The following is a 25,300-nucleotide window of genomic DNA, read 5'->3' on the forward strand; positions in this document are numbered from 1 at the left end:
GAACCCCGCTCCCGGCACGCTGTTGCGCGGGAGCGGGGCACCGGTGCGTTCTCAGGCGGCGCGGGCCAGCACGCTGCCGGCGACCGGCGCGGAGCGGGCGAGCGCGGCCTCAAGCGCCGCCTGGCGCTGGTCCGGGCCGAGCGCGACACCCTCGGCGACGATGAACTCGGGATCGGCGATGCCGATGAAGCCGAGCACGGCGCGCAGATAGGTCTCGGCATGCTCGTTCGCCGCGCCCGGCATTCCCTCCGAATAGAGCCCGCCGCGCGAGAGCGCGACCACCACGCGCTTGCCGCCGGCGAGGCCGGTGACGCCCTCAGGGCCGTAGCTGAAGGTGCGGCCGGCGATCAGGATGTGATCGAGCCACGCCTTGAGCTGGCTGGAGACGGTGAAATTGTACATCGGCGCGCCGATGACCACGATGTCGGCGGCGAGGAAGTCCTCCAGCACCGCCTGCGCTTCGGGCGTCGCGAGGCCGGCAAAGGAGAGGTGGGGCAGCGGCGCGGCGGCGAGGTCGCGATAGTCGATCTCGAGGCCGGGATCGCGCGCGCGGAACTGCTTGACGATCTCGGAGGTAATCGCTCGACTGGCGGACGAATCGGCCTGGATGCTGGAATCGACGTGCAGGAGTTTCATCGGGTAGGTCCATGTGAAAACGTGTCCACATGGAGGTACGAAGCCCCGGCAGATCTCACAAGAACGCATATTTTTGAGGTGAGGTCATATGGATATGACCGACATGAAGCCATCACACCATGAATGTACGCAGATCGGCGAGCTTCTGGGCCGGATCGGCGACCGCTGGACCTTGCGGGTGGCGGTGGCGCTCAATGACGGGCCGCTGCGCTTCAACCGCATCCGCCGCGCGGTGGAGGGCATCTCCCAGCAGATGCTGACCCGGACGCTGAAGGCGCTCGAGCGCGACGGCATGGTGACGCGCACGGTCCACCCCACCCTGCCGCCGCAGGTCGAATATGCGCTGACCCCGCTCGGCCTCTCGCTCGCCGCCGAGGGCATGCGGCTCGGGAGCTGGGTGAGGGACCACCTGCCCGAGATCGACTCCCGGCGGGCAGAGTTCGACGCCCGCGAGCCGCGCTGACGGAACGTCGCGCGCCGGCCGGCCTAGATCCGGCGGCGCCAGACCAGCACGCCCGCCGCGACGCTCATGGCGGCCATGGCGAACCAGGTCAGCGCGTAGCTGAGATGGTTGTTGGCGAAGCGCACCACCGTCAGCCCGCCGACCGGGTAGTCGGTGGCTCCCGGCGCCGCCTCGGCGTCGACGAAATAGGGCGCGACGGCACCGAGGCCGCGGGCGCTCGCGATGGCGGCGACGTCGCGCGAGTACCAGCGGCCGGCCTGCGGATCGTTTGAGCGCAGGAACGCGCCGCCGGGCTCGGTGAGGCGGATCAACCCAGTGATGCTCGCGGGCGCCTCGTCCGCCGCCGTCCCGCGGCTGTCGGGCGCGCGCCGCTCGGGCGGGACGAAGCCGCGATTGACCAGCACGGTGAAGCCCTCGTCGGTTACGAAGGGCGTGACCACCCAGAACCCGCCGCCAAGCTCGGTGACGGCCTTCACCAGCGTCTCGCGTCCGTTCAGGAAATGCCCGGTGAGGCGCACGCGGCGATAGGCGTCGTCGGGCGTGAAGGCCGCCGGCGAGGGGGCAGGGCCCGGTTCGGCGTGGATCCGCGTCTCGACCCGGTGGATCAGGTCGAGCTTCCAGGAAAGGCGCTGCACCTGCCAGACGCCGAGCGCGGTGAAGACGAGCGCGAACAGCGCGCACAGGACCAGCGGCAGTCCCCGCCCGCGGCGCGGGAGCGGGTCCCGCGCGAGCATCGTCGTCTCCCCCCGCGCCCCGGCAGGCGCATGGCTCACGGCATCGGTCTCGATTCGTAGGCGCCGGGCATCATGTTGGTGTTGAGGTGGTACATGACCCACAGCGAGCCGGCGAGCGTGATCACCACCAGGATCAGGGTGAACACCAGCGCCAGCATGGTCCAGCCGCCCTCGGAGCGGAAGTTCATGTGCAGGAAGTAGATCATGTGCACCACGATCTGCACGGCGGCGAAGCCCATGATGGCCAGCGCCGTCGCGGTCGCGTTGCCCAGCACCCCGGTCATCACCAGCCAGAACGGGATGGCGGTGAGGACGACCGACAGGCCGAAGCCGATGAGATAGCCGCGCAGCGAGCCGTGCGGCTCGGCGCCGTGATCCTCGTGCCCGTGATGGACGGGCGAAAGGGCGCCGGTGTCGTCGTGCGCGTGACCGGCGGTGGTGTCGTGAGCGCTCATCGCACCATTCCCATCAGATAGACGAAGGTGAAGACGCCGATCCAGATCACGTCGAGGAAGTGCCAGAACATGGACAGGCACATCAGCCGGCGCTTGTTGGCGGTGATCAGCCCGCGCCGGGCGACCTGAACCATCAGCGTCACCAGCCAGATGGTGCCGAAGGTGACGTGCAGCCCGTGCGTGCCCACCAGCGTGAAGAAGGCGGACAGGAACGCGCTGCGCTGGGGCGTCGCGCCCTCGGCGATGAGGTGGTGGAACTCGTAGAGCTCGATGCCGAGGAAGGCGAGGCCGAACAGCGCGGTGACGACGAGCCAGGCCTGGGTCGCGGCGACGCGGTCCTTCTCCATCGTCAGCATGGCGAAGCCATAGGTGATGGAGGAGAACAGCAGCATGGTGGTGTTGAGCGCCACCAGCGGCAGCTCGAACAGCTCCTTCGGCCCCGGGCCGGCGGCGAAGTTGCCGTTCAGCACGCCATAGACCGCGAACAGCGCCGCGAAGATGAGGCAGTCGCTCATCAGGTAGATCCAGAAGCCCAGCGAGGTGCTGTGGCCTTCCGGGTGCGGGTGCTCGTCGACCTCGTAGAAGACGGGCGCCTGGTCGGCGGTCGTCATGACGGAATTCATGCGTTCACCTGCGCGAGCAGCCGGGTGCGCGCGTCCTCCGTGCGGGCGACGTCATCGGCGGGGATGTCGAAGTCGCGGTTGTAGTTGAAGGTGTGGCCGATCGCGGTGCCGATCAGGGCGACGAAGGCGATCGCGGCGAGCCACCAGATGTACCAGATCAGCGCGAAGCCGAGGACGAAGGAGATCGCCGCCAGGATCGGGCCGGTGCCGGAGCTCCTCGGCATGTGGATCGGCTTGAAGCCGGCGAGCGGACGGCTGTAGCCACGGGCCTTCATGTCCCACCACGCGTCGAGATCGTGCACGACCGGCGTGAAGGCGAAGTTGTAGTCCGGCGGCGGCGAGGAGGTCGCCCATTCCAGCGTGCGCGAGTCCCACGGGTCGCCCGTGGTGTCGCGAAGCTGCTCGCGCCGCAGGATGCTGACGCCGATCTGGATCAGCAGGCAGGCGATGCCGCAGGCGATGAGCACCGCGCCGAACGCCGCGATGATGAACCAGATGTGCAGCGAGGGGTCGTCGAACACGCGCAGGCGCCGCGTCACGCCCATCAGGCCGAGCACGTAGAGCGGCATGAAGGCGAAGTAGAAGCCCACCACCCAGAACCAGAACGAGCACTTGCCCCAGAAATCGTCGAGCTTGAAGCCGAACGCCTTGGGCCACCAGTAGTTCATGCCGGCGAAGGCGCCGAACAGCACGCCGCCGATGATCACGTTGTGGAAGTGCGCGATCAGGAACAGCGAGTTGTGCAGCACGAAGTCGGCCGGCGGCACCGCGAGCAGCACGCCGGTCATGCCGCCGATGACGAAGGTCAGCATGAAGGCGATGGTCCACATCATCGGCAGCTCGAAGCGGATGCGGCCGCGATACATGGTGAACAGCCAGTTGAACATCTTCGCGCCCGTGGGGATCGAGATGATCATGGTCGTGATTCCGAAGAAGGAATTCACGCTGGCGCCGGAGCCCATGGTGAAGAAGTGGTGCAGCCACACCAGGTACGACAGGATGGTGATGACCACCGTCGCGTAGACCATGGAGGTGTAGCCGAACAGCCGCTTGCCGCAGAAGGTCGAGGTGACCTCGGAATAGATGCCGAAGCACGGCAGGATGAGGATGTAGACCTCCGGGTGGCCCCAGATCCAGATCAGGTTCACGTACATCATCGGGTTGCCGCCGAAGTCGTTCGTGAAGAAGTTGGTTCCGAGGTAGCGATCGGCGGCGAGCAGGGCGAGCACCGCGGTCAGGATCGGGAAGGCGGCGACGATCAGGACGTTGGTGCAGAGCGCGGTCCAGGTGAAGATCGGCATCTTCATCATGGTCATGCCGGGCGCGCGCATCTTCACGATGGTGCAGATGAGGTTCACGCCGGACAGCAATGTCCCCACGCCCGCGATCTGCAGCGACCATATGTAGTAGTCGACGCCGACATCCGGGCTGTAGGCGATGCCCGAGAGCGGGGGATAGGCGAGCCAGCCGGTGCGCGCGAACTCACCGACGAACAGCGAGGTCATGACCAGGATCGCGCCCGACACCGTCATCCAGAACGAGAAGTTGTTCAGGAACGGGAAGGAGACGTCGCGCGCGCCGATCTGCAGAGGCACGACGTAGTTCATCAGCCCCGTGACCATCGGCATGGCCACGAAGAAGATCATGATGACGCCGTGCGCGGTGAAGACCTGGTCGTAATGGTGGGCCGGCAGATAGCCGTCGCTGCCGCCGAAGGCGAGCGCCTGCTGCAGGCGCATCATGATGGCGTCGGCGAAGCCGCGCAGCAGCATGATGGTGCCGAGCACCATGTACATGATGCCGATCTTCTTGTGGTCCACGCTGGTGAACCACTCCTTCCAGAGATAACCCCACAGGCGGAAATAGGTGATCGCCCCCAGCACCGCGATGCCGCCGATGGCGACCGCGATGAAGGTCACCACGAGGATGGGCTCGTGATAGGGGATGGCCTCGAGGGTGAACCGGCCCAGGAGGAAGCTCGGCTCGATGGCTTGTGTCTCGTTCATGGGGGCCGTCAGGAGTTGGAGGGCCGGCGCGGGCCCGCGAGGGCCTCGCTCGACGGCAGTCGGATCGGGGTGAAGGTGGACGCCGGCGAGAACAGGCCGGGCAGCGGCAGGCCGGCGCCGTGCACCGCCTCGCGCAGTTCGGGCGCGATCGGCGCGGCGGGCGCGCGGCCCATCTGCATGTCGGCCATGTCCTCGGGCGAGCACACGCCTATGACGTAGCTCGCCGGACCGCCGAAGACGGTGCCACGGCGGGCATATTTGTCATAGTTGAGCGGCAGCGTGTTCGAGACGCTCTCGAGCCCGAGCCCACCCTTGGCGTCGATCGCCATCATGTCGCTCATGCACATCTTGCCCGGCTGGACGCACAGGTTGACGATGGCGTTGAACAGCGTCGGGTCGACGTCCGAGAAGTAGCGGGCCGGCACGTTCTGGCTCGGCCGCTCCAGCTCGAGATAGGCGGCGCGGGTGAGCTGGTCGGTGCCCTGCTTGGCCTTGGCGATCCAGGCCTCGAAGCCGGCATCGTCGACCGCGCGGAAGCGGAAATTCATGCCGGAGAAGCCGGCGCCGGAATAGTTGCTGGAGAAGCCGCGCGATTCGACCGGGGCGTTGGCGACCGCGTTGAGCTCGGTCGTCATGGCCGGCATGGCGTAGATCATTCCCGCCAGCGTCGGCACGTAGAAGGCGTTCATCACCGAGGAGGAGGTGATGTGGAAGCGCAGCGGCCGGCCGACCGGGGTCACGAGATCGTTGACGGTGGCGATGCCCTGTTCGGGGTAGATGAAGAGCCACTTCCAGTCGAGCGCGACCGCCTCGACCTCCAGCGGCTTGGCATCGCCGGGCACCACGGTGTCGGCCGCAAGCCGGTCGAGCGGGCGATAGGGGTCGAGCAGATGCGTGCCCATCCAGGTGAGGGCGCCGAGGCAGATGATGATCACCAGCGGCGCGGCCCAGATCACCAGCTCCATCTGGGTGGAGTGGCTCCAGTTCGGCTCGTAGCGGGCCTCGGTGTTGGAGGCGCGGTACTTCCAGGCGAAGAACACCGTCAGGGCCATCACCGGTATGATGATAAGCAACATGAGCAGCGTGGATACGACCAGAAGGTCGCGCTGCTGTGCAGCAACGTCACCCGTAGGGTCAAGAACGACGAAGTTGCAGCCACCAAGAGCGAGCGTCAGCGGAAGCAATGCGAGAAGATGAAGGCGACGCAACGGAATGTACACCTATGATATCGGATCGCTGCAGGCATAGCTGCACCGCAGCAATCGAAATATCAAGTCTGGCATACCACGTCGAAGTGTCGCATCCCCCTCGGAGGCCGGGGGTGATAACCGTGTCGGACGGAATCGGAATGCCCGCATAGGCATCTTGATAAGAGTTATATTTATTCCAGTTTCGGTAAGATCTATGACGACATCGACCTCTACGCTTACGCACGATCCGCGGCGAATTCATGCGCATGACGATGATGTGCATCCGGGCGAGATCGCGGTCGGCGTTCTCATCGGTCGCGCCTCGGAGTTCTTCGACTTCTTCGTCTACGCCATCGCCTCCGTGGTGGTGTTTCCGAAGCTGGTCTTCCCCTTCGTCGATCCCCTGACGGGCACGCTCTATTCCTTCGGGATCTTCGCGCTGGCGTTCGTCGCGCGGCCCTTCGGCACGACGCTTTTCATGGCGATCGACCGGCAGCACGGGCGCGGCGCCAAGCTCATTTCGGCGCTTTTCCTGCTCGGCACCTCGACCGTGGTGATCGCCTTCCTGCCCTCCTATGACAGCCTGGGCCCGGCAGTGATCTGGCTGCTCGCGGCGCTGCGCATCGGCCAGGGCATCGCCTGGGGCGGTACCTGGGACGGGCTCGCCCCGCTCCTCGCGATCACCGCGCCGGAGGGACGGCGGGGCTGGTTCGCGATGTTGCCGCAGCTCGGCGCGCCGATCGGCCTCATCATCGCCAGCGCGCTGTTCGCCTTCTTCCTCGGCAGCCTCACCGCGGCGGACTTCCTCAGCTGGGGCTGGCGCTACCCGTTCTTCGTCGCCTTCGCCATCAACGTGGTGGCGCTGTTCGCGCGGCTGCGCATGGCGGTGACGCCCGAATACAAGAAGCTGTTCGAGAGCGGCGACCTGGAGCCGCAGCGCGTGTCGGACACGGTGCGCGCCGAGGGCAAGGGCATTCTGGTGGGCGCCTTCGCGCCGCTCGCCACCTTCGCGCTGTTCCACATGGTGACGGTGTTCCCGCTGTCCTGGGTGTTCCTGTTCACCCCGGAGCGGCCGACCCGCTTCCTGCTGATCGAGGCGATGGCGGCGTTCTGCGGCCTGATCGCGGTCGTCGTCTCCGGCACGGTGGCCGACCGCATCGGGCGGCGCACGCTGCTCGGCGGCTCGGCGCTGGCGATCGCCATCTTCAGCGGCTTCGCGCCGCTGCTGCTCGCCGGCGGCGTGGTCGGCGAGACGGTGTTCATGGTGCTCGCCTTCAGCCTGCTCGGGATCTCCTTCGGTCAGTCCTCGGGCGTGGTGGCGACCAACTTCGCGCCCCGCTTCCGCTACACCGCCTCGGCGCTGACCAACGATCTCGCCTGGCTGTTCGGCGCCGGCTTCGCGCCGCTGGTGGCGCTGCTGCTCTCCAGCCATTTCGGGCTCGGGGCCTCGGGCGCCTACCTGCTCTCGGGCGCGCTGTGCACGCTGCTGGCGCTGCGGTTCAACCGCAATCTGGAACTGGCCGCGGCCGGCTGAGCCGCCCGCGCCCCCGGCCGGCCTGATGCGTCAGGCCGGTTTGGCGCCTCAGGCCCGCACGCGCGAGCCCAGCGTGTCGAACTGCCCGCCGGCATAGATCAGCGGGTGGAGCGGCCCCTCCGGCAGGACGATATCCACCACGCTGCCCAGGAAGATGGTGTGGGTGTGCACCGACACGCGCTCGGTCAGCACGCAGTCGAAGCTGGCCAGCGCGCTGGCCAGCGCCGGCGCGCCGGTCGAAAGCGGGCGCCATTCATGCGTGCTGAAGCGCAGGTGCCGGTCCCGGCCGGAGCTGAACGCCTTGGCGAGCTCGAGATCGGGCTCGGCCAGCAGGTTCACGCAGAACGAGCCGGACTTGTCGATTACGTCGTGGCAGGACACCGAGCGGTTGACGCAGACCAGCAGGGTCGGCGTCGGATCGGCGGCGACCGAGGTCACGGATGTGGCGACGAAGCCGTGCGGCTGGCCGTCCTCGCAGGTGGTGATCACCGACACGCCGGCGGCGAGGCGGCGCATGCCGTGCTTGAAATGGGCTGGATCGATCATGGCGAACTCCGCTTCGCGGCCCGCGCGGGCACGTTGCCGCCGGGACCGCAAGTCGCGTGCCACGTCGCGATCGCACGCAGTTGCGGGCCGTAGAGGGCCTCTGTCTCGGTGCCGGCTGCGACAAGTGTCGCTGAACTGAGACGGCCGCCGGCGCCGGCGGAGACGCTTCGCCGGGGCGCGGAACAATCGGAAAATCGAGCAGCCACGTCGGGTTAACCCGCGCGCACCGGGCGTGCGCCGAGGCCGGGCGCGCGCGACCTGGGGGTGGCATAGCTCTTGCGGACCTCCCGGCATCCCTTTCGGACCGAAAGTACCGCCATGACCATCAATGTAGACGTCACCGCCAATGTCGTCGGGGGCCTTCCCAAGCAGCTCCTGATCGACGGCAAGTTCGTCCCCGCCCTGTCGGGCCGGACCTTCGAGACCCGCAACCCGGCAACGGGCGAACTGCTCGCCAACGTCGCCGAGGGCGACGCGGCCGACATCGACCTCGCCGTCGCCGCCGCGCGGCGCGCCTTCACCGGGCCGTGGAGCCGCTTCACGCCGTTCGAGCGCCAGCAATGCCTGCTGCGCTTCGCCGACCTGGTCGAGAAGCACTTCGAATCGCTGGCGCTGATCGACGTGCTCGACATGGGCGCGCCCATCACCTCGATGCATGCGCGCCGCCAGCGCGCGCTCGGCCTGCCGCGCTTCTATGCCGGCATGTGCACGGTGATCCACGGCGGCACGCTGCCGAACTCCTTTCCCGGCGAGGTTTTCTCCTACACGCTCAAGGAGCCGGTCGGCGTGGTGGGCGCCATCACCCCGTGGAACGCGCCGCTGACCTCGACCATCTGGAAGATCGGCCCGGTGCTGGCGACCGGCTGCACCATGGTGCTGAAGCCCGCCGAGGACGCGCCGCTGACCGCGCTGCGCCTCGGCGAACTGCTGCTCGAGGCCGGCGTGCCGGAAGGCGTCGTCAACATCGTCCCCGGCTTCGGCGACAAGGCGGGCGCCGCGCTCGCCCGCCACATGGACGTCGACAAGGTCGCCTTCACCGGCTCCGACATCACCGGCCGCAAGGTCATCGAGGCGTCGAAGGGCAACATCAAGCGGGTGACGCTGGAGCTGGGCGGCAAGTCGCCGGACGTCATCTTCGCCGATTGCGACATGGACGCCGCCGTCGCCGGCGCCGGCATGGGCGTGTTCGCCAATACCGGGCAGATCTGCTGCGCCGGCACGCGGCTCCTGGTGCAGCGCCCGATCTACGAGGAGTTCGTCGCGCGGGTGAGCGACTATGCGAAGTCGCTCAAGGTCGGCAACGGGCTCGACCCGGCGACCCAGATCGGCCCGGTGGTCAACGCCAAGCAGCTCGACCGCGTCAGCGACTACATGGAGATCGGCCTCGGCGAGGGCGCGACCGCCACCACCGGCGGGCGGCGCCTGACCGAGGGCGCGCTGAAGGACGGCTTCTTCTTCGAGCCGACCGTGCTGAGCCGCGTGGACAACACCATGCGCGTCGCCCGCGAGGAGATCTTCGGCCCGGTGGCCGCGGCCATCCCCTTCGACACGCTGGAGGAAGCGGCCGCGATCGCCAACGACACGGTGTTCGGCCTCGGCGGCGGGGTGTGGACAGGCAGCGTCACGACCGCCCACCGCATGGCCAAGGCGATCCGCACCGGCACGGTGTGGGTGAACACCTATGGCGGCCTCGACCCGGTGGTCCCGTTCGGCGGCTACAAGACCAGCGGCTACGGGCGCGAGTCCGGCACCGAGCATCTCGACGCCTATCTCGAGACCAAGGCGGTGGTGATGAAGCTCGCCTGAGGGCGGCTCACTGGCGCAGGTTGCGCGGGATGATCCAGCGCACCAGCGCCGTGATGACCAGCGCGCCGCCGATCAGCATGACGAAGGCGGCGCGCATGCCCTGCGTATGGGCGACGAAGCCGACCAGCGGCGGCCCGAACAGGCCGCCGCCATAGGCGATAGTGACCGTCATGGCGATGCCGGCGGTCGGCGCCACCCCCGGCATCCGGCCGCTGAGCGAGAACAGGATCGGCACCATGTTGGCGATGCCGAACCCCGCCACCGCGAAGCCGGGCAGGGCGATCAGTGCCGTGGGCGCCAGCACGATGGCGGCGATGCCGATGATGGCGATCACCGCCGAGACCCGGATCGTCGCCACCTCGCCGTAGCGATGCACGATCCGGTCGCCGCGGAAGCGCCCGATCGCCATGGCGAGCGAGAACGCCGCCACGCCATAGGCCGCCTGCGCCGGCGGGGAGCCGGTGACCTGCACCAGGTACAGCGCGCCCCAGTCGATCAGCGCCAGCTCGACGATGAAGGCGAGCACGGTGAGTACGCCGAGGCCGATGATGGTCCGGCTCGGGAGCTGGAACACCGAGGTGCTGTGCGCCTCGCGAACATGAGCCTCGGGAAGCCACAGCCAGGACGAGGCGATCGCGGCGATCGCGATCAGCAGCAGGCTGGCGATGCCGAGCCCGGCGGGGATGCCGAGCCCGGCGCCGATCAGCACGCCGCCGATCAGCGCTCCCGACACGTTGCCGATGCTGAAGAAGGCGTGGGCGGACGACATGATGGGCCGGCCGAGCTCGCGCTCGAGCGCGGAGACATGGGCGTTGATGCACACGTCGAGGAAGCCGAAGCTCAGTCCGATGAGATAGGCCGCGCCCGCCAGCAGCGGCATCGACCAGCCCAGCCCCGGCGCGCATATGGCGGCGGCGAAGGCGATACCCGCTAGCGCGCCGGAGCGGATCGGCCCGAGGCGCGGGCGCAGCACGCCGGCCGCCGGCATGCCGCACAGGCAGCCGAGCGAGACGCACAGCAGCACCATGCCGATCTGCGCGTCGTCGAGCCCGGCCCGCACCTTCAGCAGCGGGATGAAGGTCGCCCACACCGTCAGTCCGGCGCCGCCCACGAAGAAGATGGCCGACGCGGCCAGACGCGACGCAGCCAGCGCGCGTTCCTCGCGCGCGGCGGAATACTCAATCATGCACGTTCCCAACCGATCTCGACGACGGCGCCGCCGCCTGCCATGCGCCTGCCCCGGCACGATGCGTGCCATCCGCCTGCCGGGGCGGCGTCGGCCCCGCATCAACGCCAGCGGCCGGCGAACCGCAACAGGCGCGGGGCGTTCGCGGCGAGTTATGCCCGGCGGTCCGCGGAAAAGGGGCGATCCCGCTCGCCTTCACTGCGCGGGACGTCTCGCCGTTGCGCGGCGTGTCGCAGAATCTCAGGCGCGGCTTGAGAAAGCGGGCGCCCCCGGGGCGCGAGACCGCGCCGCCCGGTCGCGGACCGGGTCTTGCTAGCGGGTCCCGCGCGGCGCGATCGCGCCCGTGGCAGGGAGAGCGGCATGTACGACTATGTGATCGTCGGCGGCGGATCGGCCGGCTGCGTGCTGGCGGCCCGGCTATCGGAGGACCCGGCCGTCTCGGTGCTGCTGCTGGAGGAGGGGCCGCGCGACCTGTTCCCCTCCATCCACCTGCCGGCGATGGTCTACCGCACCGCTACCGGCAGCCTCCTGCAGCGCATCGCCTGGGAGCCGGCCAACGGGGCCGCGTCCGGCACGCCGGTGCCGCACATGGTGCAGGCGCGCGTGCTGGGCGGGGGCAGCTCGGTCAACGCCATGGTCTATGTGCGCGGCATTCCCTCCGATTTCGACGGCTGGGCGGCGCAGGGCGCGACGGGTTGGGACTATGCCGGCGTGCTGCCGTTCTTCCGCAGGGCGGAGAGCAACGACACCTTCTCCGATGCCGCGCACGGCACGGACGGGCCGCTCTGGGTGTCGAGCCAGCCCTCGCCGCACCCGCTCGCCAAGGCGTGGCTGAAGGCGTGCCAGGAATTCGGCATTCCCCCGACCGCCGACTTCAACGCCGGGGTGCAGACCGGCTGCGGCCTCTACCAGATCACCGCGCGCGACGGGCGGCGCGCCTCGAGCGCCGTCACCTATCTCAAGCCGGCACGGCGGCGGCCGAACCTCACCGTGCGCACCGGCTGCCGGGCGACGCGCATCCTCCTCGACAAGGGGCGGGCGCGGGGCGTCGAGTACCTCGCGCGCGGGCGGCGGCGCGAGGTCGCTCAGGCATCGAGCGAGGTGATCCTCTCGGCCGGCGCCCTGCAGTCGCCGCGCCTGCTGCTGCAGTCCGGCATCGGGCCGGCCGACCATCTGCGCCGGGTCGGCGTGGAGGTACAGCACGAGCTTCCCGGCGTCGGGCGTGGCCTGCAGGACCACATGGACGTCTACATCGTCCACGAGCTCGACGGGATCGAGAGCTACGACGCCTACCGCCGGTTCGACCGCAAGCTGATGGCGGGACTGCAATGGCTGCTGTTCCGGCGCGGCCCGCTCTGCTCAAACCTGATCGAGGCGGGCGCGTTCTGGTGGGGCGATGCGCAGAGCGCCGAGCCCAACCTGCAGTTCCATTTCTTGCCCGGCACCGGCATCGAGGAGGGCGTGGCGACGGCGCGCGGCTGCGGCTCGACGCTGAACATATGCCTCACCCGCCCGCGTTCGCGCGGCGTGGTCGAGCTGACCTCGGCCGATCCGCTCGCCCCGCTCAGGGTGGCGCCGAACTATTTCGCCGAGCCCTACGACCTCGACTGCATGGCCGAGGGGGTGCGGCTCGGACAGGAGATCATGGCGCAGCCCTCCATGGCCGGCCGGCTGGCGCGCGAGCAGCTTCCCGGGCGGGTGCTGCGCACGGTGGAGGAGCGGCGGGCCTATGTGAGGGAGCGCGCGCAGGGGGCGCTGCACCCGGTCGGCACCTGCCGGATCGGCACCGACGACGACGCGGTGGTCGATCCGCAGCTCCGGCTGCGCGGCATCGTCGGCCTCAGGGTCGCCGACGCCTCGGTGATGCCCTCCGTCCCCTCGGGCAACACCAATGCCTGCGCCATCATGATCGGCGAGAAGGCGGCCGAGCTGATCCGCGGCGCCCCCGCGCCCTGACGCTGCGGCGCTGTCGCGGCGCCTTGCCGGTCGCGATTTCTCGTTTCCGCCGCGGCCTGAGATTCCCTGCGACAGGACGCGCCTATCCGCCGCTGCCGATATTTCTAAGGTATTGATATTTATCAAGGATATTCCAGAAAATCGCAGTGGCACACCTCTTGCTGTCACCTCCCCCCGGAAGTCCGCGGCTCCATCACGCACAAAACCAACTAGGGGAACAGCATGGTCGATACGCCTCACGGGCGCCCGTTCGGGAGCCCCAACATATTCCGCAACGACGTCCTGTCCCGTCGCGGCTTCCTCGGCACGAGCCTGGCGCTCGGCGCAGGGGCGACGCTGGGCAGCTGGCCGGGCCCGATGCCCGCGCAGGCGGCGGTCGGCGGCGACCTGAAGATCATGGCGTGGGAGGGCTTCACGCTCGACAACGAGCTGAAGGGCTGGCGCGAGGCGAACAACGTCCAGGTCGATGCGGCGATCATCAGCACGCAGGACGACGTCCATGCCAAGCTGATCGGCGGCAGCCCGGTGCGGCTCGACCTCGCCGAGTATTCGCAGGGCTTCGAGCACTTCTACGTCGACGAGCTGAAGATCGTGAAGCCGCTCGACATCGCCAAGGTGCCGAACTTCACGCCCGAGAACATCCAGCCCGAATTCTACAACGCGCCGACCTGGTACTGGAACGACACCCACTACGCCATTCCGTGGGTCTGGGGCCTCAACGCGCTGGTCTACAACCCGGAGATGACCCAGCCCATCAAGTCCTACAAGGACCTGCTGGCGCCGGAGCTCAAGGGCAAGCTGACCTTCTGCGACGACACCATCGCCACCTGGCCGATGATCGCGCGCATCGCCGGGCTGGGGCCGAAATTCCCGAACCTCACCAAGGACGAGATGAAGACGGCCTTCGAGGGCCTCGGTCCCTATCGCGACCAGTGCCGAGTGTTCGGCTCCTCCAATGGCGACGTGATCTCGCTGTTCTCCTCCAAGGAGATCGCCGCCTGCTTCTGCGTGTGGAGCGGCACGCCGGTGGAGACCGCCAAGCGCGGTGTGAAGACCATCTACGCGGTGCCGGAGGAAGGCGCGGTGATGTGGTGCGACGCGTGGTTCATGCCGATCAGCGCGCAGAACATGGACACCGGCTACGCCTTCATGAACGAGGCCATCAGCGCCAAGGTGCAGGCCGAGGTCTGCAAGGCGGTGACGGGCGGCGCGGTGAACAAGCACGCGCCGGAGCTGATGGACGCCGATACGCGCGCGCTGTTCGACTACAGCGACCTCCAGCAGGTGTTCAAGAAGTCGCCGCTGCAGGGCCAGCCGCCGCGCACCTCCGACGTCTACGCCACCTATGACGAGTGGACCCAGGCCTGGACCGACTTCAAGTCCTCGTTCTGATCAGACCGAACCGCGACCAGAGGAGACCGTGCCGGAGATGCTGAAGGGAAGTCGGCGTGAGGCAATGGGATTGGCGCTCGTCACTCCCTCCTTCCTTTTTCTGCTTGTGTTCTTCATCGTCCCGGCAGCTCTCCTGTTCGTCTGCAGCTTCTGGTTGGCCCACTCGTTCCGGCTGATCCCGGCCTTCAGCTTCGACAATTACAGCCGGGCGCTCTGGGCGTCCGGCTTCTACGTGCTGACCTGGAACGCGCTCAAGAACGGCCTGTGCACGGCGGCGTTCACCGTCGCTCTCAGCTTCCCGACCGCCTATTTCATCGTCTACCGGACGCGCGGAAACCTGCTGTTCTACCTGATCCTGGTGTCCTGGTTCTCCAGCTACCTGGTGCGCATCTATGCCTGGCGGGTGATCCTGGGGTCGAACGGGCTGATCAACACCACGCTGATGCAGCTCGGGCTGATCGACCACCCGATCGAGGTGCTGCTGTTCAGCCCCTTCGCGACCATCCTCACCCTGATCCACATCATGCTGCCCTTCGGGCTGCTGCTGCTGGTCTCGGCGCTGCGCGACGTGCGGCGCGAATATATCGAGGCCGCGCGCGACCTCGGCGCCAGCCCGTTCGAGGTGCTGACCCGGGTGATGCTGCCCATGTGCTACAAGGGCATCATCGGCGCCTTCATGTTCACCTTCGTCATCTCGGCGGGGGACTTCGTGACGCCGCAGCTTCTGGGCGGACGCGAGGGGATGACGACCGGCATCCTCATCGCCAACCAGTTCCGCTCCTCCGGCAACTGGCCGTTCGGCGCCGCCATGGCCTTCCTTCTGCTGGCGGCCTTCCTGCTGGTCTACTTCGTCTTCGTGCGGCTGCTGCACCTGCTGCGGCTCGCCCCGGGGCGCCGTTTCCACGATTGATCCGCGACGTTCCGGCCCACGGAGGTCTCATGCTGAGAATCTATGTCTGGCTCTACGTGGCGTTCCTCTACGCGCCGATCGCGATCATCACGCTGTTCAGCTTCCACAGCTCGCCGAGCCTGACCTTCCCGTTCGAGGGCTTCAGCCTGCGCTGGTACGCGCGGATCTTCACCAACACGACCTTCATGGATTCGCTGTGGAACAGCATCCTGGTCGCCACCGCCACCGCCGCCACCACCACCGTGCTCGGCTCGCTCACCGCGCTCGGCCTCGCCCGGCTGAAGGGACGGGTGCAGACGCTGTTCGGGCTGCTCTCCTTCGGGCCGGTCGCGCTGCCGGGCCTGTTTCTCGGCATCGCGCTGGTGATGCTGTTCTCGCAGATCGGCCTCGCGCGTTCGCTGTTCACCGTGACCATCGCGCATGTGCTGTTCACGCTGCCCTTCTTCCTCGAGGCGGTGCGCTCGCGGATCGAGTATTTCGACCTCTCGCTCGAGGAGGCCGCGCGCGATCTCGGCGCCACGCCGGCGCAGGCGTTCCGGCTGGTCACGCTGCCGATCATCGGCCCGACCATCGGCGGCGCGGCGATCCTCTCCTTCGCCCTGTCCTTCGACGAATTCATCATCACCGTCTTCGTCAGCGGCAACAACACGACGCTGCCGCTGACCATCTGGTCGATGATGCGCCGCGCCGTCAGCCCGGACATCAACGCGGCGTCAGTCCTCTCCCTCTCGCTGTCGATCGGCATCATCCTGCTCGGCGGACTGCTGGTCTGGTACCAGCGGCGATCGGCCCTGAACGCTCGTGCCAAGGACATCCAGGAATGACCGCTTCCAACATCGTCGAGCTCTACGGCGTCACCAAGGCCTTCGGCGCGCTCACGGTCCTGCACGACATCGATCTCAACATCGTCGAGGGTGAGATTCTCACCCTTCTCGGCCCCTCCGGCTGCGGCAAGACCACGCTGATGCGCATCATCGCCGGCTTCGAGCCGACGACTCACGGACGGGTCATCATCAAGGGCGCGGACGTCTCCAACCTGCCGCCCGACCGGCGGCCGGTGAACATGGTGTTCCAGCGCTACGCGCTCTTTCCCCATCTCGACGTGTTCGACAATGTCGCCTTCGGCCTCCGGCTGAAGAAATGGCCGAAGGACCGCATCCGCGAGGTGGTGCGGAACATGCTGCAGCTGGTGCAGCTCGGCGACTACGGCAATCGCTGGATCCACGAATTGTCGGGCGGCCAGGCGCAGCGCGTGGCGCTGGCGCGCGCGCTCGTCAACTCGCCCTCGGTGCTGCTGCTCGACGAGCCGCTGGCCGCGCTCGACCTGAAGATCCGCCACCACATGCTGGCCGAGTTGAAGCGCATCCACCAGGAGACCGGGACCACCTTCATCTATGTGACGCACGACCAGGACGAGGCGACCATCCTCTCCGACCGGATCGTGCTGATGAACGGGGGCCGCATCGAGCAGATCGGCACGCCGGAGGAGATGTACGCCCATCCCCGCTCGCTGTTCTGCGCCCGCTTCCTCGGCGAGACCAACATCCTCGACGGCGCGGTGCGGGCCTGCGAGAGCGAGGTGACCTATGTCGACCTCGGCACGGGGACGGTGAAGGTGCCGACCAACGGCACCGCGCTCGCGGTCGGCCAGAAGGTCTCGCTCGCCATCCGGCCCGAGGCGCTGCAGGTGTGCCGGCGCGCCCAGCCCGCCGCAGCGGAGGGCGACGCCAACGCGCTGGAAGGCACGGTCGAGGACGTCGTCTTCATGGGCAGTCGCGTGCTCTATTCGATCCGCACCCCGGTCGAGACGCTCAAGTACCAGGCGACCCGCTCGGTCGACGGCGTCATGCTGGCCCAGGGCGAGGAGGTGCGCGCCTGCTGGCGGCCGGAGGCGGCGGTGCTGCTCACCCACTGACGGCGCCGGCGGTCTCACGCAGATGAAACGTCTCATCGCGCCGGCGTCTCACGGGTGCCGTACCGGAATCCTTCGATCGATCTACCTCTCTGATTCAAAGAACTTTTTTCCGCTGGCACGGCGCTTGCGCCAGAGAGGCAGGCGGCGCGCAAGGCCGGAGGGGACGCCCCGGCGGGGCCGTCATTGGTGACACAACAGCGATGGGGCCGGTCCGCGCCGGGCCGGAATCGCGCCAGGGAGAGGCAGATGGATCTCGGGCTTTTCATGCAACCGCTTCACAACCCGGAGCGGAGCATCACCGACATGCTGGCCGAGGACCGCCAGGCGGCCATCCTCGCCGACAAGCTCGGCTATGCCGAGGTCTGGGTCGGCGAGCACTACTCGTCCAGCATCGAACCCATCGTGAACCCGCTCCAGTTCTTCGCCTCGCTGATCGACGTGACGGCGAACATCAAGTTCGCGACCGGCGTGCTGGCGCTGCCCCAGCACCATCCCGCCAAGATCGCCGGCGACGTGGCGCAGTTCGACCATCTGAGCCGGGGGCGGCTCATCATGGGCATCGGCCCGGGCGGGCTCGCCAGCGATTTCGAGCTGTTCGGCATCATGGACAAGAACCGCGCGGACATGCTGGTCGATTCGATCGACATCATCCACCGGATCTGGGCATCGGATGCGCCCTACGACATCAAGGGCAAGTACTGGCACGTCAAGATCGAGGAGACGGTGGTGCCCAAGCTCGGCTTCGGCCCGATGGCCAAGCCCTACCAGAAGCCCTATCCCGAGGTCGCCATCTCGGCCATGACGCCCAATTCCGGCAGCGCCCGGCAGGCGGGGCTGCACGGCTGGGGCTTCGCCTCCGCCAACTTCATCCAGGACTGCTGGGTGAAGTCGCACTGGGAGCAGTACGTCATCGGCTCGGAGCAGGCGGGCCGCAAGCCGGACCGAAAGAAGTGGCGCGTGGCGCGCTCGATCCTCGTCACCGACACCGACGCCGAGGCGGCCGAGTATCTGGCGAGCGAGGGCAACGCCTATCGCTGGTACTACGACTTCGTGCTCGACGACATGCGCACCTACGACATCCTGCCGGTGCTGAAGCGCGATCCCTCGATGAGCGACGAGGAGGTGACGCTGAAATACTGCATGGACACGATGATCATCGCCGGCTCGCCCGCGAGCGTGCTGGATCAGCTCGTGGCGCTGGTCGACTATCTCGGCGGGCCGTTCGGCACGCTGCTTCAGGGCTTCAAGGAATGGGACAAGCCGGCGCTGCAGCAAAACTCGATGCGCCTGCTGGCGCAGGACGTGATGCCGAAGCTGCGCGACTACTGCGCCTCGAAGGCCGCCGCCGCATGACGATCGGCGGCGCGGGGGTCAGCGTCGGGGTACGGAAAGCCGCGATCGCGGCTTTCGACGCAGACCCGCGCGCCACTCGCCCGCGCGCTGCCCACGCTACCTTCGCCACGATGGGCGAGGATCGGCTTCCGGGCGGGGGCTATCCCTCCTGGTGGCTGAACGAGGCGTTGGAGAGCGAGGGGCAGGTGCGCCCCTGCCCGCCGCTGTCCGGCATGGTCCGCACCGACATCGCCATCGTCGGCGGCGGCTTCACCGGGCTGTGGGCGGCGCTGGCGCTGCGCGAGCGCCGGCCCGACCTGTCGGTGACGCTGATCGAGCACGAGATCTGCGGCGCTGGCGCCAGCGGCAAGAATGCGGGCAAGGTCCATGGCTACTGGTCGTCGCTGCCGCGCCTCGCCCGGCTGCTGGGGCCCGACGACGCCTGGGAGATGGCGCGCCTCGGCTCGCGCGCGCAGGCGGCGATCCGTGCCTTCGCCCGGGATTGCGGGCGTGACCTGTGGTGGCGCGAGGGCGGCGGGCTCAAGGTCTCCGCCGCGCCGGCGCAGGACAACGCTGTCACGGCGGCGGCGCGCGCCATGGCCGCCCTCGGCGCCGGGCACCAGGCGCGCCTGCTCTCGCGCGCCGAGGTCGCCGGCATCTGCGAAGCGCCGGCGTTCCGGGCCGGCATCTACTATCCCGAGGAGGCGACGGTCCATCCCGCGCGGCTGGTGCGGGCGCTGCGCGCGGCGGCGCTCGCGGCGGGCGTGCGGATCCACGAGCACACGCCGATGACCGGGCTCGACCGCGCCGAGCCCAGCCGGGTTTCCACGCCCGGCGGCGAGATCGTCGCCGATGCGGTGATCCTCGCGAGGAATGTCGGCCAGCTCGGGCAGGGCGAGCTCGCCCGCCGCTTCATGGCGTTCTCCAGCTACGCGATGATGACCGGGCCGGCGCCCGAGCGGCTCGCCGGGATCGGCTGGACATCGGACATCAGCATCGTCGATGCGCGCTCCTTCCCGCACTATTTCCGCCGCACCCCCGACGGGCGGGTGCTGATGGGCTCCGGCTCCGGGCCGATCGCCTATGGCGGCCATGTCGAGGCCACGGCGATGACGGGCGACGCCGCCTCCTTCGCGCGGACCGCGCGCGGTCTCGCCCGCCTGCTACCCGCGCTGGCGGACGTGCCGGTGGCCGGGCGCTGGGGCGGGGCCATCGACGTGTCGTCCGACCGCTTCCCCTTCGCCGGGCTGCTGGAGCGCGGGCGGGTCGCCTACGGGCTCGGCTATTCCGGGCACGGGGTCAATCCGAGCTGGATCCTCGGCCAGTGCCTCGCCTCGCTGGTGCTGGGGCAGGTCGACGAATGGACCCGCTCGCCCTTCTGCGCCCGCCGGCTGCCGGCACTGCCGCCCGAGCCGGCGCGCTATTTTGCCGGCTGCGCCATAAGGCGGGCCATCCTCGCCTGCGAGGAAGCGGAGGAGGAGGGGCGGGGCGCGCCGGCCGCCGCCCGCGCCATCGCCGCGCTGCCGCGCCTGCTCAATCTCACGATCGGAACGCGTTGACGGAGCCAAGATGACCAACGGCACATGCGACTACATCGTCGTCGGCGGCGGCTCCGCGGGGTGCACCATCGCCGCGCGCCTGTCGGAGGACGTGGACGCCTCGGTGGTGCTGTTCGAATCCGGCCCGTCGGACAGCAGCCCGTTCATCCACATGCCGGTGACCTACTACAAGACCCAGCGCATGCTGCGCCGGCTCCAGCTCGAGCCGCTGACGCACCAGTTCAACATGACGCCGACCACCGGGCAGGCGCGTGTGCTGGGCGGGGGCAGCTCCGTCAACGCCATGGTCTATATCCGCGGCTGCCCGGAGGATTACGACCGCTGGGAGGCCTCCGGCGCCGACGGCTGGTCCTATCGCGAGGTGCTGCCCTATTTTCGCAAAGCCGAATCCAACGAGAGCCTCTCCGGCGAGGCGCACGGCACCGAAGGTCCGCTCTCGGTCTCCGACCAGCGCTACACCAGCCCGCTGACCAAGGAATGGCTGAAGGCGTGCCAGGAGGCGGGCCTGCCCTACAACACCGATTTCAATTCCGGCCGGCAGGCCGGTTGCGGGCTCTACCAGGTGACGATGCGCGACGGCCGGCGGTGCAGCGCGGCGGTGGCCTATCTCAAGCCGGCGCGCGGGCGGGCCAATCTCACCGTGCTCACCGGCAAGCCGGTGGTGCGCATCCTCGTCGAGAAGGGGCGGGCGGTCGGCGTCGAATATCGCGACGGGCGGGAGCGCAAGGTGCTGAGGGCCGGGCGCGAGGTGATCGTCAGCGCCGGCGCGATCGGCTCGCCGCGCCTGCTGCTGCTCTCCGGCATAGGCCCGGCCGACGACCTGAAGGGCGTGGGCGTCGAGGTGAAGCAGGACCTGCCCGGAGTCGGGCAGAACCTGCAGGACCACACCGACTGCTTCCTGATCTACGACCTCAACGGCCCCTACAGCTACGACAAGTACAAGAAGCTGCGCTGGCAGGCGGTGGCGGGGCTGGAATACGCCCTGTTCCGCACCGGGCCGGTGACCTCCAATGTCTGCGAGGGCGGCGCGTTCTGGTGGGGCGACAGCGCCGACCCGCTGCCGGATTTGCAGTACCACTTCCTCGCCGGCGCCGGGGTGGAGGTGGGCGTCGACGGCACGCCGAGCGGAAACGGCTGCACGCTCAACGTCTATGGCTGCCGCCCGCGCTCGCGCGGCACTGTGAGCCTGCGCTCGGCCGACCCCTCGGTGCCGCTGAAGATCGACCCGCACTATCTCGCCGACCCGCATGACGTCGAGGTGCTGATCGAGGGGGTGAAGAAGGGCGAGGAGATCATGTCGAAGCCCTCCATCGCTAAATACATCAAGGCCTCGCACAAGCCTTCCGGCCCGCTGAGGACCCATGCCGACTATGACGAGTATGTACGGCGCGAGACGCAGGGCGCGCTGCACCTGTCCGGTGCCTGCAAGATGGGGACGGACACGATGGCGGTGGTCGATCCGCAGCTTCGCGTGCACGGCGTCGACGGGCTGAGGGTGGCCGATTCCTCGATCATGCCGTTCGTGGTCTCGGGCAATCTCAACGGACCCACCATCATGATCGGCGAGCGGGCGGCGGACTTCATCCGCGGCAACAGGGGTTGAGGGACAGCATGTCTTCGGATCGCCAGAGCGACGTCGTCATCGTCGGGGCCGGCATCGTCGGGCTGTGCGCCGGGCTGCTGCTGCAGCGCGCGGGCCGGTCGGTCACCATCGCCGATCCGCTGCCGCCGGGCACGGCCACCTCCTACGGCAATGCCGGGCTGCTCAGCGCCGGCACCAACATGCCCGCTGCGCTGCCCGGCATCTGGCGCAACGTGCCGAAATGGCTGCTCGACCGGCAGGGCCCGCTGGCGGTGCGCTATTCCTACCTGCCGAAGGCCGCGCCGTGGCTGGCGAAATGGATCCTCGCCAGCGGCACCTCGACCGTTCATGCGGCCTCCGACGCGCTGCGGGCGCTGCACAAGGACACGATGGACGCCTATCGCGAGGTCCTCGGACCCGAGCCCTTCGCCGACCTGATCCGCACCGAGGGCAGCCTCAACGTCTTCTACAACGACGCGCCGGGGCGGAACGAACTGTTCATCCGCCACCTCATCGCCCGGCACGGCATTGCGATCGACGAGCTCGACCATGCCGACCTCAAGGAGATGATGCCGGAGATCGGGCCGATCGCCCAGCGCGGGCTGTTCTTCCCCCATAATGGCTGGACCGTGAATCCCAGCCGGCTGGCCGCGACCGTGGCGCGGCTCTTCACCGAGGCCGGCGGCAGGATGGTGTCGCAGAAGGTCCTGTCGGTGCGGCCCATGGAGGGAGGCATCGAGCTGTTCGGCAATCTCGGCGACTGGCGGGCCGACACGGTCATCCTCGCCGCCGGCGCCTGGACCGGGCGGCTGCTCCACCCGCTGGGGGTGAAGCTGCCGATGGAGACCGAGCGCGGCTACCACCTGATGCTCGAGGACGCCAACATCTCGCCCCGGCTGCCGCTGCTGCTGCGCGACGGCGGCCTCGCGATCACGCCGATGGAGGAGGGGCTGCGACTGGCGGGAACGGTGGAGATCGCCGGGCTCGACGCGCCGCCGGACGAGAAGCGCGCGCGCCAGCTGCTCGACCGCGCGCGGCAGGTGTTCCCGACGCTGCGCAGCGCCTCCTACCGCAAATGGCTGGGCTTCCGCCCGTCCCTGCCCGACAGCGTCGCCGCCATCGGCCCGGTGCCGGGCATGCGGGGCCTGTTCGTCGCCGCCGGGCACGGCCATACCGGCATCGTCGGCGCCAGCACGACGGCCCGCCTCGTGCGCGACCTCGTCACCGGCGCGGCGCCGGTCATCGATCCCGCTCCCTACAGCCTGACGCGGTTCAATCGCGGGGGCCGGTAAACGGGTGCGGGTGCTAGCCGCGGCGGGTGATGCCGTGTGCCTTGAGGCGGCGGTAGAGCGTCGCCCGGCTCATGCCGAGATTATGCGCGGCGGCCGCCACGTCGCCGCGACAGGCATTGATGTTGTCGAGGATCGCCGCGCGCTCGGCCTCGTCGAGCCGCGCCCGCACGTCGGCGGCGGGGCCGGCCGGTGTCCGCGCCTCGGGCGGGGCGTGGAGCGGGTCGGGCGGCATGGCCGGGACGGCGAGGAGGAGATCGTGCGGCTCGATCAGCTTGCCCTCGGCGAGCGAGACCGCCCGGCTGACCACGAGGTAGAGCTCGCGCAGATTGCCCGGCCAGCTGTGCTGCAGCAGGATCCGCCGCGCCGCCGGCGCCACCCGCACGCCGAGCCGGCCCGCGGTGCGGGCGATGCAGGCGTCGATCACCGCCTCCTTGTCCGCCCGCTCCCGCAGCGTCGGCACGTGGATGATGACCCCGGCCAGCCGGTAGTAGAGATCCGCCCGAAACGCACCGTCGGCGATGCGCTGCTCCAGCCTGTGATTGGTGGCGGCGATCACCTGGACGTCGACCTTGCGGATCTTGCCCGAGCCGAGCGGGGCGACCTCGCCCGATTCCAGCACCCTCAGCAGGCGGGTCTGCAGGTGCGGGGGCATGTCGCCGATCTCGTCGAGGAAGAGCGTGCCGCCATGGGCCTGCACGAAGCGCCCGGCCGAGCCCTCCTTGCGTGCGCCGGTGAAGGCGCCGCCGGCATAGCCGAACAGCTCGCTCTCGATCAGCGTCTCGGGCATCGCCGCGCAGTTGAGGGCGACGAAGGGCTGGGCGGCGCGCGGGGATTCGGCGTGGTAGGCGCGCGCCAGCGTGTCCTTGCCGACGCCGGTCTCGCCGAGCAGCAGGATCGGCAGGCCGGTGCGGCTGAGCCGGCGCAGTATGTCGACGCTGCGGGTCATGCGCGGCTCGGCGCCGGCCCACTGGTCGAGCGTGACGCCGCCCGCCTCGGCGGCCCCGGCAGGCGCCCGGGCGGGGGCAGGGCGGGCGCGGGGCGCGGCGTTGGGCGCGCTCGGGCCATAGACGTAGCCGCGCAGCTCCGTGCCGTCGAGGCGGGTCAGGTGCATCGGCAGCGACGGGCCGGGATCGTTGCGGATCGCGGCCGGGTCGCGGGCGAACAGGCGCCACAGCGAGAAGGGCGAGAAATCGGTGCGCGGCAGCTTCAGGAAGGCGCGCGCGGCGACGTCGGCGCCGACGACGGCATGGTCGGCGTCGACCGCCAGCAGGCACGGCTCGCCGTCCGGCTTCCACAGCTTGAGGATGGTGCGCTCGCCATGGCTGCGCCGGAAGATCGCCTCCGAGAGCCGCTCGGCGGACTTGCGGACCACCTCCAGCGCGATGGCGTGGGTCTCGCGCTGGAGCGAGGGATTGCGCACGGTGACGTTGAGCGCGGCCCAGAGCGAGGCGTCGGGCGCGAACAGCGGCACCGCCGCGCAGGACATCTCGATGAAGTCCTCGAAGAAGTGCTCGTCCTGATAGACCGAGGTCACCGCGCCGTCGCGCAGGCACGTGCCCACGCCGTTGGTGCCGGCGAAGCGTTCGGTCCACACCGAGCCGGGTCGCTCGGTGTCCGAATAGAAACGCGAGGAACGGTCGGCCCGCTCGGCGAGGGTGAGGCCGTCGGCATTGGTCAGCGTCACGCAATAGCCGATCTTGCCGACCACGGAATAGAGGAAGTCCACCTCCTCATAGGCGAAGACCAGCTTGTCCTCGAGCGCCTCGCGCGCGGTGTTGATCTCGCGGTGGCTGACAAGGGGGATCGGTCCGCAGCGGCCGGGCTCCAGCCCATATTCCTCGACGCAGCGCGACCAGGACCGGTAGGGGAAGTCCTGCGCGAGCGGCAGCCGGCCCGGCCCGAGGCGCACCGCCTCCAATATCTTTCGACCGTGATGCATCATGACGCTCGATCCCGCTCTGTAGGTGAGCCATTCGGGTCGACGGCGCGGTGCGCGCCAGCGCCGGCTCACATCCGAAGCTGCGTGACAGCAGCCAGGTCTCTGGCAGACGAACCGGATTCCCGTTCGGCTTTCCGGCGCACGATTTGACCCATAATGCGGCACGCCCAAATTCATAGCAAGACGAATATGGCGATCGTCATTCGCGATGTCGTGCCTCGAGACGTGCCACGTTTTTCTCAAT

The 25,300-nt window shown here is 68.8% G+C and carries 21 protein-coding genes; 12 read left to right on the forward strand and 9 right to left on the reverse strand.

Features of this window, described 5'->3' with window-relative positions:
• Positions 1-51 precede the first annotated feature (51 nt).
• Positions 52-636 carry an FMN-dependent NADH-azoreductase gene (locus NVS83_RS10390; RefSeq protein WP_258739236.1) on the reverse strand — a complete coding sequence of 195 codons (585 nt, stop codon included), beginning with the start codon at positions 634-636 and terminating at the stop codon, positions 52-54.
• 103 nt (positions 637-739) lie between these two features.
• Here NVS83_RS10390 and NVS83_RS10395 point away from each other — a divergent pair, with 103 nt between their 5' ends.
• Positions 740-1,099, forward strand: coding sequence for a winged helix-turn-helix transcriptional regulator (locus NVS83_RS10395; RefSeq protein ID WP_374115039.1), 360 nt, complete (start codon positions 740-742; stop codon positions 1,097-1,099).
• Positions 1,100-1,122: 23 nt separating this feature from the next.
• Here the strand turns inward: NVS83_RS10395 and NVS83_RS10400 are convergent, their stop codons facing one another.
• The 5 genes from NVS83_RS10400 to cyoA are packed head-to-tail and all read right to left on the reverse strand — an operon-like array spanning position 1,123 to position 6,125.
• Positions 1,123-1,833, reverse strand: a complete 711-nt coding sequence (locus NVS83_RS10400) for an SURF1 family protein (protein ID WP_258739237.1) — start codon at positions 1,831-1,833, stop codon at positions 1,123-1,125.
• Positions 1,834-1,868: 35 nt separating this feature from the next.
• Positions 1,869-2,288 (reverse strand): cytochrome o ubiquinol oxidase subunit IV, encoded by a 420-nt coding sequence (gene cyoD / locus NVS83_RS10405; protein ID WP_258739238.1) that lies wholly within the window; start codon positions 2,286-2,288, stop codon positions 1,869-1,871.
• Entirely contained in the window at positions 2,285-2,911 is a 627-nt protein-coding gene (cyoC, locus tag NVS83_RS10410) for a cytochrome o ubiquinol oxidase subunit III (protein WP_258739239.1), read from the reverse strand. Before cyoC ends, cyoD begins: the two co-directional genes overlap by 4 nt.
• Positions 2,908-4,917, reverse strand: a complete 2,010-nt coding sequence (cyoB, locus tag NVS83_RS10415; protein WP_258739240.1) for a cytochrome o ubiquinol oxidase subunit I — start codon at positions 4,915-4,917, stop codon at positions 2,908-2,910. The genes cyoC and cyoB overlap by 4 nt, the downstream gene beginning before the upstream one ends.
• 8 nt (positions 4,918-4,925) lie before the next feature.
• Complete coding sequence (gene cyoA / locus NVS83_RS10420; RefSeq protein ID WP_258732905.1) at positions 4,926-6,125, reverse strand: ubiquinol oxidase subunit II; 1,200 nt, start codon at positions 6,123-6,125, stop codon at positions 4,926-4,928.
• Positions 6,126-6,321: 196 nt separating this feature from the next.
• On the opposite strand from cyoA, the gene NVS83_RS10425 reads away from it, so the two are divergent.
• Positions 6,322-7,641 carry an MFS transporter gene (locus NVS83_RS10425; protein ID WP_258732904.1) on the forward strand — a complete coding sequence of 440 codons (1,320 nt, stop codon included), beginning with the start codon at positions 6,322-6,324 and terminating at the stop codon, positions 7,639-7,641.
• A 48-nt stretch (positions 7,642-7,689) separates the two neighbouring features.
• Here the strand turns inward: NVS83_RS10425 and NVS83_RS10430 are convergent, their stop codons facing one another.
• Positions 7,690-8,187: a flavin reductase family protein gene (locus NVS83_RS10430; RefSeq protein WP_258739241.1), complete on the reverse strand. Its 498-nt coding sequence runs from the start codon at positions 8,185-8,187 to the stop codon at positions 7,690-7,692.
• A 318-nt stretch (positions 8,188-8,505) separates the two neighbouring features.
• On the opposite strand from NVS83_RS10430, the gene NVS83_RS10435 reads away from it, so the two are divergent.
• A complete protein-coding gene (locus NVS83_RS10435; protein WP_258739242.1) occupies positions 8,506-9,993 on the forward strand; it encodes an aldehyde dehydrogenase family protein in 1,488 nt (495 codons plus the stop codon).
• Positions 9,994-10,000: 7 nt separating this feature from the next.
• Here NVS83_RS10435 and NVS83_RS10440 read toward each other — a convergent pair whose 3' ends face one another.
• Positions 10,001-11,179 carry an MFS transporter gene (locus NVS83_RS10440; protein WP_258739243.1) on the reverse strand — a complete coding sequence of 393 codons (1,179 nt, stop codon included), beginning with the start codon at positions 11,177-11,179 and terminating at the stop codon, positions 10,001-10,003.
• Between the two features lie 360 nt (positions 11,180-11,539).
• Between NVS83_RS10440 and NVS83_RS10445 the strand changes: the two genes are divergently transcribed.
• The 9 genes from NVS83_RS10445 to NVS83_RS10485 all read left to right on the forward strand — a co-directional run bounded on the left by NVS83_RS10445 (position 11,540) and on the right by NVS83_RS10485 (position 23,117).
• A complete protein-coding gene (locus tag NVS83_RS10445) occupies positions 11,540-13,135 on the forward strand; it encodes a GMC family oxidoreductase (protein WP_258739244.1) in 1,596 nt (531 codons plus the stop codon).
• A gap of 222 nt (positions 13,136-13,357) precedes the next feature.
• Positions 13,358-14,527 carry an ABC transporter substrate-binding protein gene (locus tag NVS83_RS10450; RefSeq protein ID WP_258739245.1) on the forward strand — a complete coding sequence of 390 codons (1,170 nt, stop codon included), beginning with the start codon at positions 13,358-13,360 and terminating at the stop codon, positions 14,525-14,527.
• Positions 14,528-14,591: 64 nt separating this feature from the next.
• Positions 14,592-15,437, forward strand: coding sequence for an ABC transporter permease (locus NVS83_RS10455; protein WP_374115040.1), 846 nt, complete (start codon positions 14,592-14,594; stop codon positions 15,435-15,437).
• Positions 15,438-15,466: 29 nt separating this feature from the next.
• On the forward strand, positions 15,467-16,261 hold the full coding sequence (locus tag NVS83_RS10460) for an ABC transporter permease (RefSeq protein ID WP_258739247.1): 795 nt from the start codon (positions 15,467-15,469) through the stop codon (positions 16,259-16,261).
• Complete coding sequence (locus tag NVS83_RS10465) at positions 16,258-17,352, forward strand: ABC transporter ATP-binding protein (RefSeq protein ID WP_258739248.1); 1,095 nt, start codon at positions 16,258-16,260, stop codon at positions 17,350-17,352. Before NVS83_RS10460 ends, NVS83_RS10465 begins: the two co-directional genes overlap by 4 nt.
• Positions 17,353-17,598: 246 nt before the next feature.
• Entirely contained in the window at positions 17,599-18,705 is a 1,107-nt protein-coding gene (locus tag NVS83_RS10470) for an LLM class flavin-dependent oxidoreductase (protein ID WP_258739249.1), read from the forward strand.
• A complete protein-coding gene (locus NVS83_RS10475) occupies positions 18,702-20,243 on the forward strand; it encodes an FAD-dependent oxidoreductase (RefSeq protein WP_258739250.1) in 1,542 nt (513 codons plus the stop codon). Before NVS83_RS10470 ends, NVS83_RS10475 begins: the two co-directional genes overlap by 4 nt.
• Before the next feature lie 10 nt (positions 20,244-20,253).
• Positions 20,254-21,846: a GMC family oxidoreductase gene (locus NVS83_RS10480; RefSeq protein ID WP_258739251.1), complete on the forward strand. Its 1,593-nt coding sequence runs from the start codon at positions 20,254-20,256 to the stop codon at positions 21,844-21,846.
• Between the two features lie 8 nt (positions 21,847-21,854).
• Entirely contained in the window at positions 21,855-23,117 is a 1,263-nt protein-coding gene (locus NVS83_RS10485; protein ID WP_258739252.1) for an NAD(P)/FAD-dependent oxidoreductase, read from the forward strand.
• A 13-nt stretch (positions 23,118-23,130) separates the two neighbouring features.
• Here NVS83_RS10485 and NVS83_RS10490 read toward each other — a convergent pair whose 3' ends face one another.
• Positions 23,131-25,059 (reverse strand): sigma-54-dependent Fis family transcriptional regulator, encoded by a 1,929-nt coding sequence (locus NVS83_RS10490; RefSeq protein ID WP_258739253.1) that lies wholly within the window; start codon positions 25,057-25,059, stop codon positions 23,131-23,133.
• Positions 25,060-25,300: the final 241 nt, after the last annotated feature.

This window comes from Ancylobacter mangrovi (genome assembly GCF_024752335.1).
Taxonomy (GTDB): domain Bacteria; phylum Pseudomonadota; class Alphaproteobacteria; order Rhizobiales; family Xanthobacteraceae; genus Ancylobacter; species Ancylobacter mangrovi.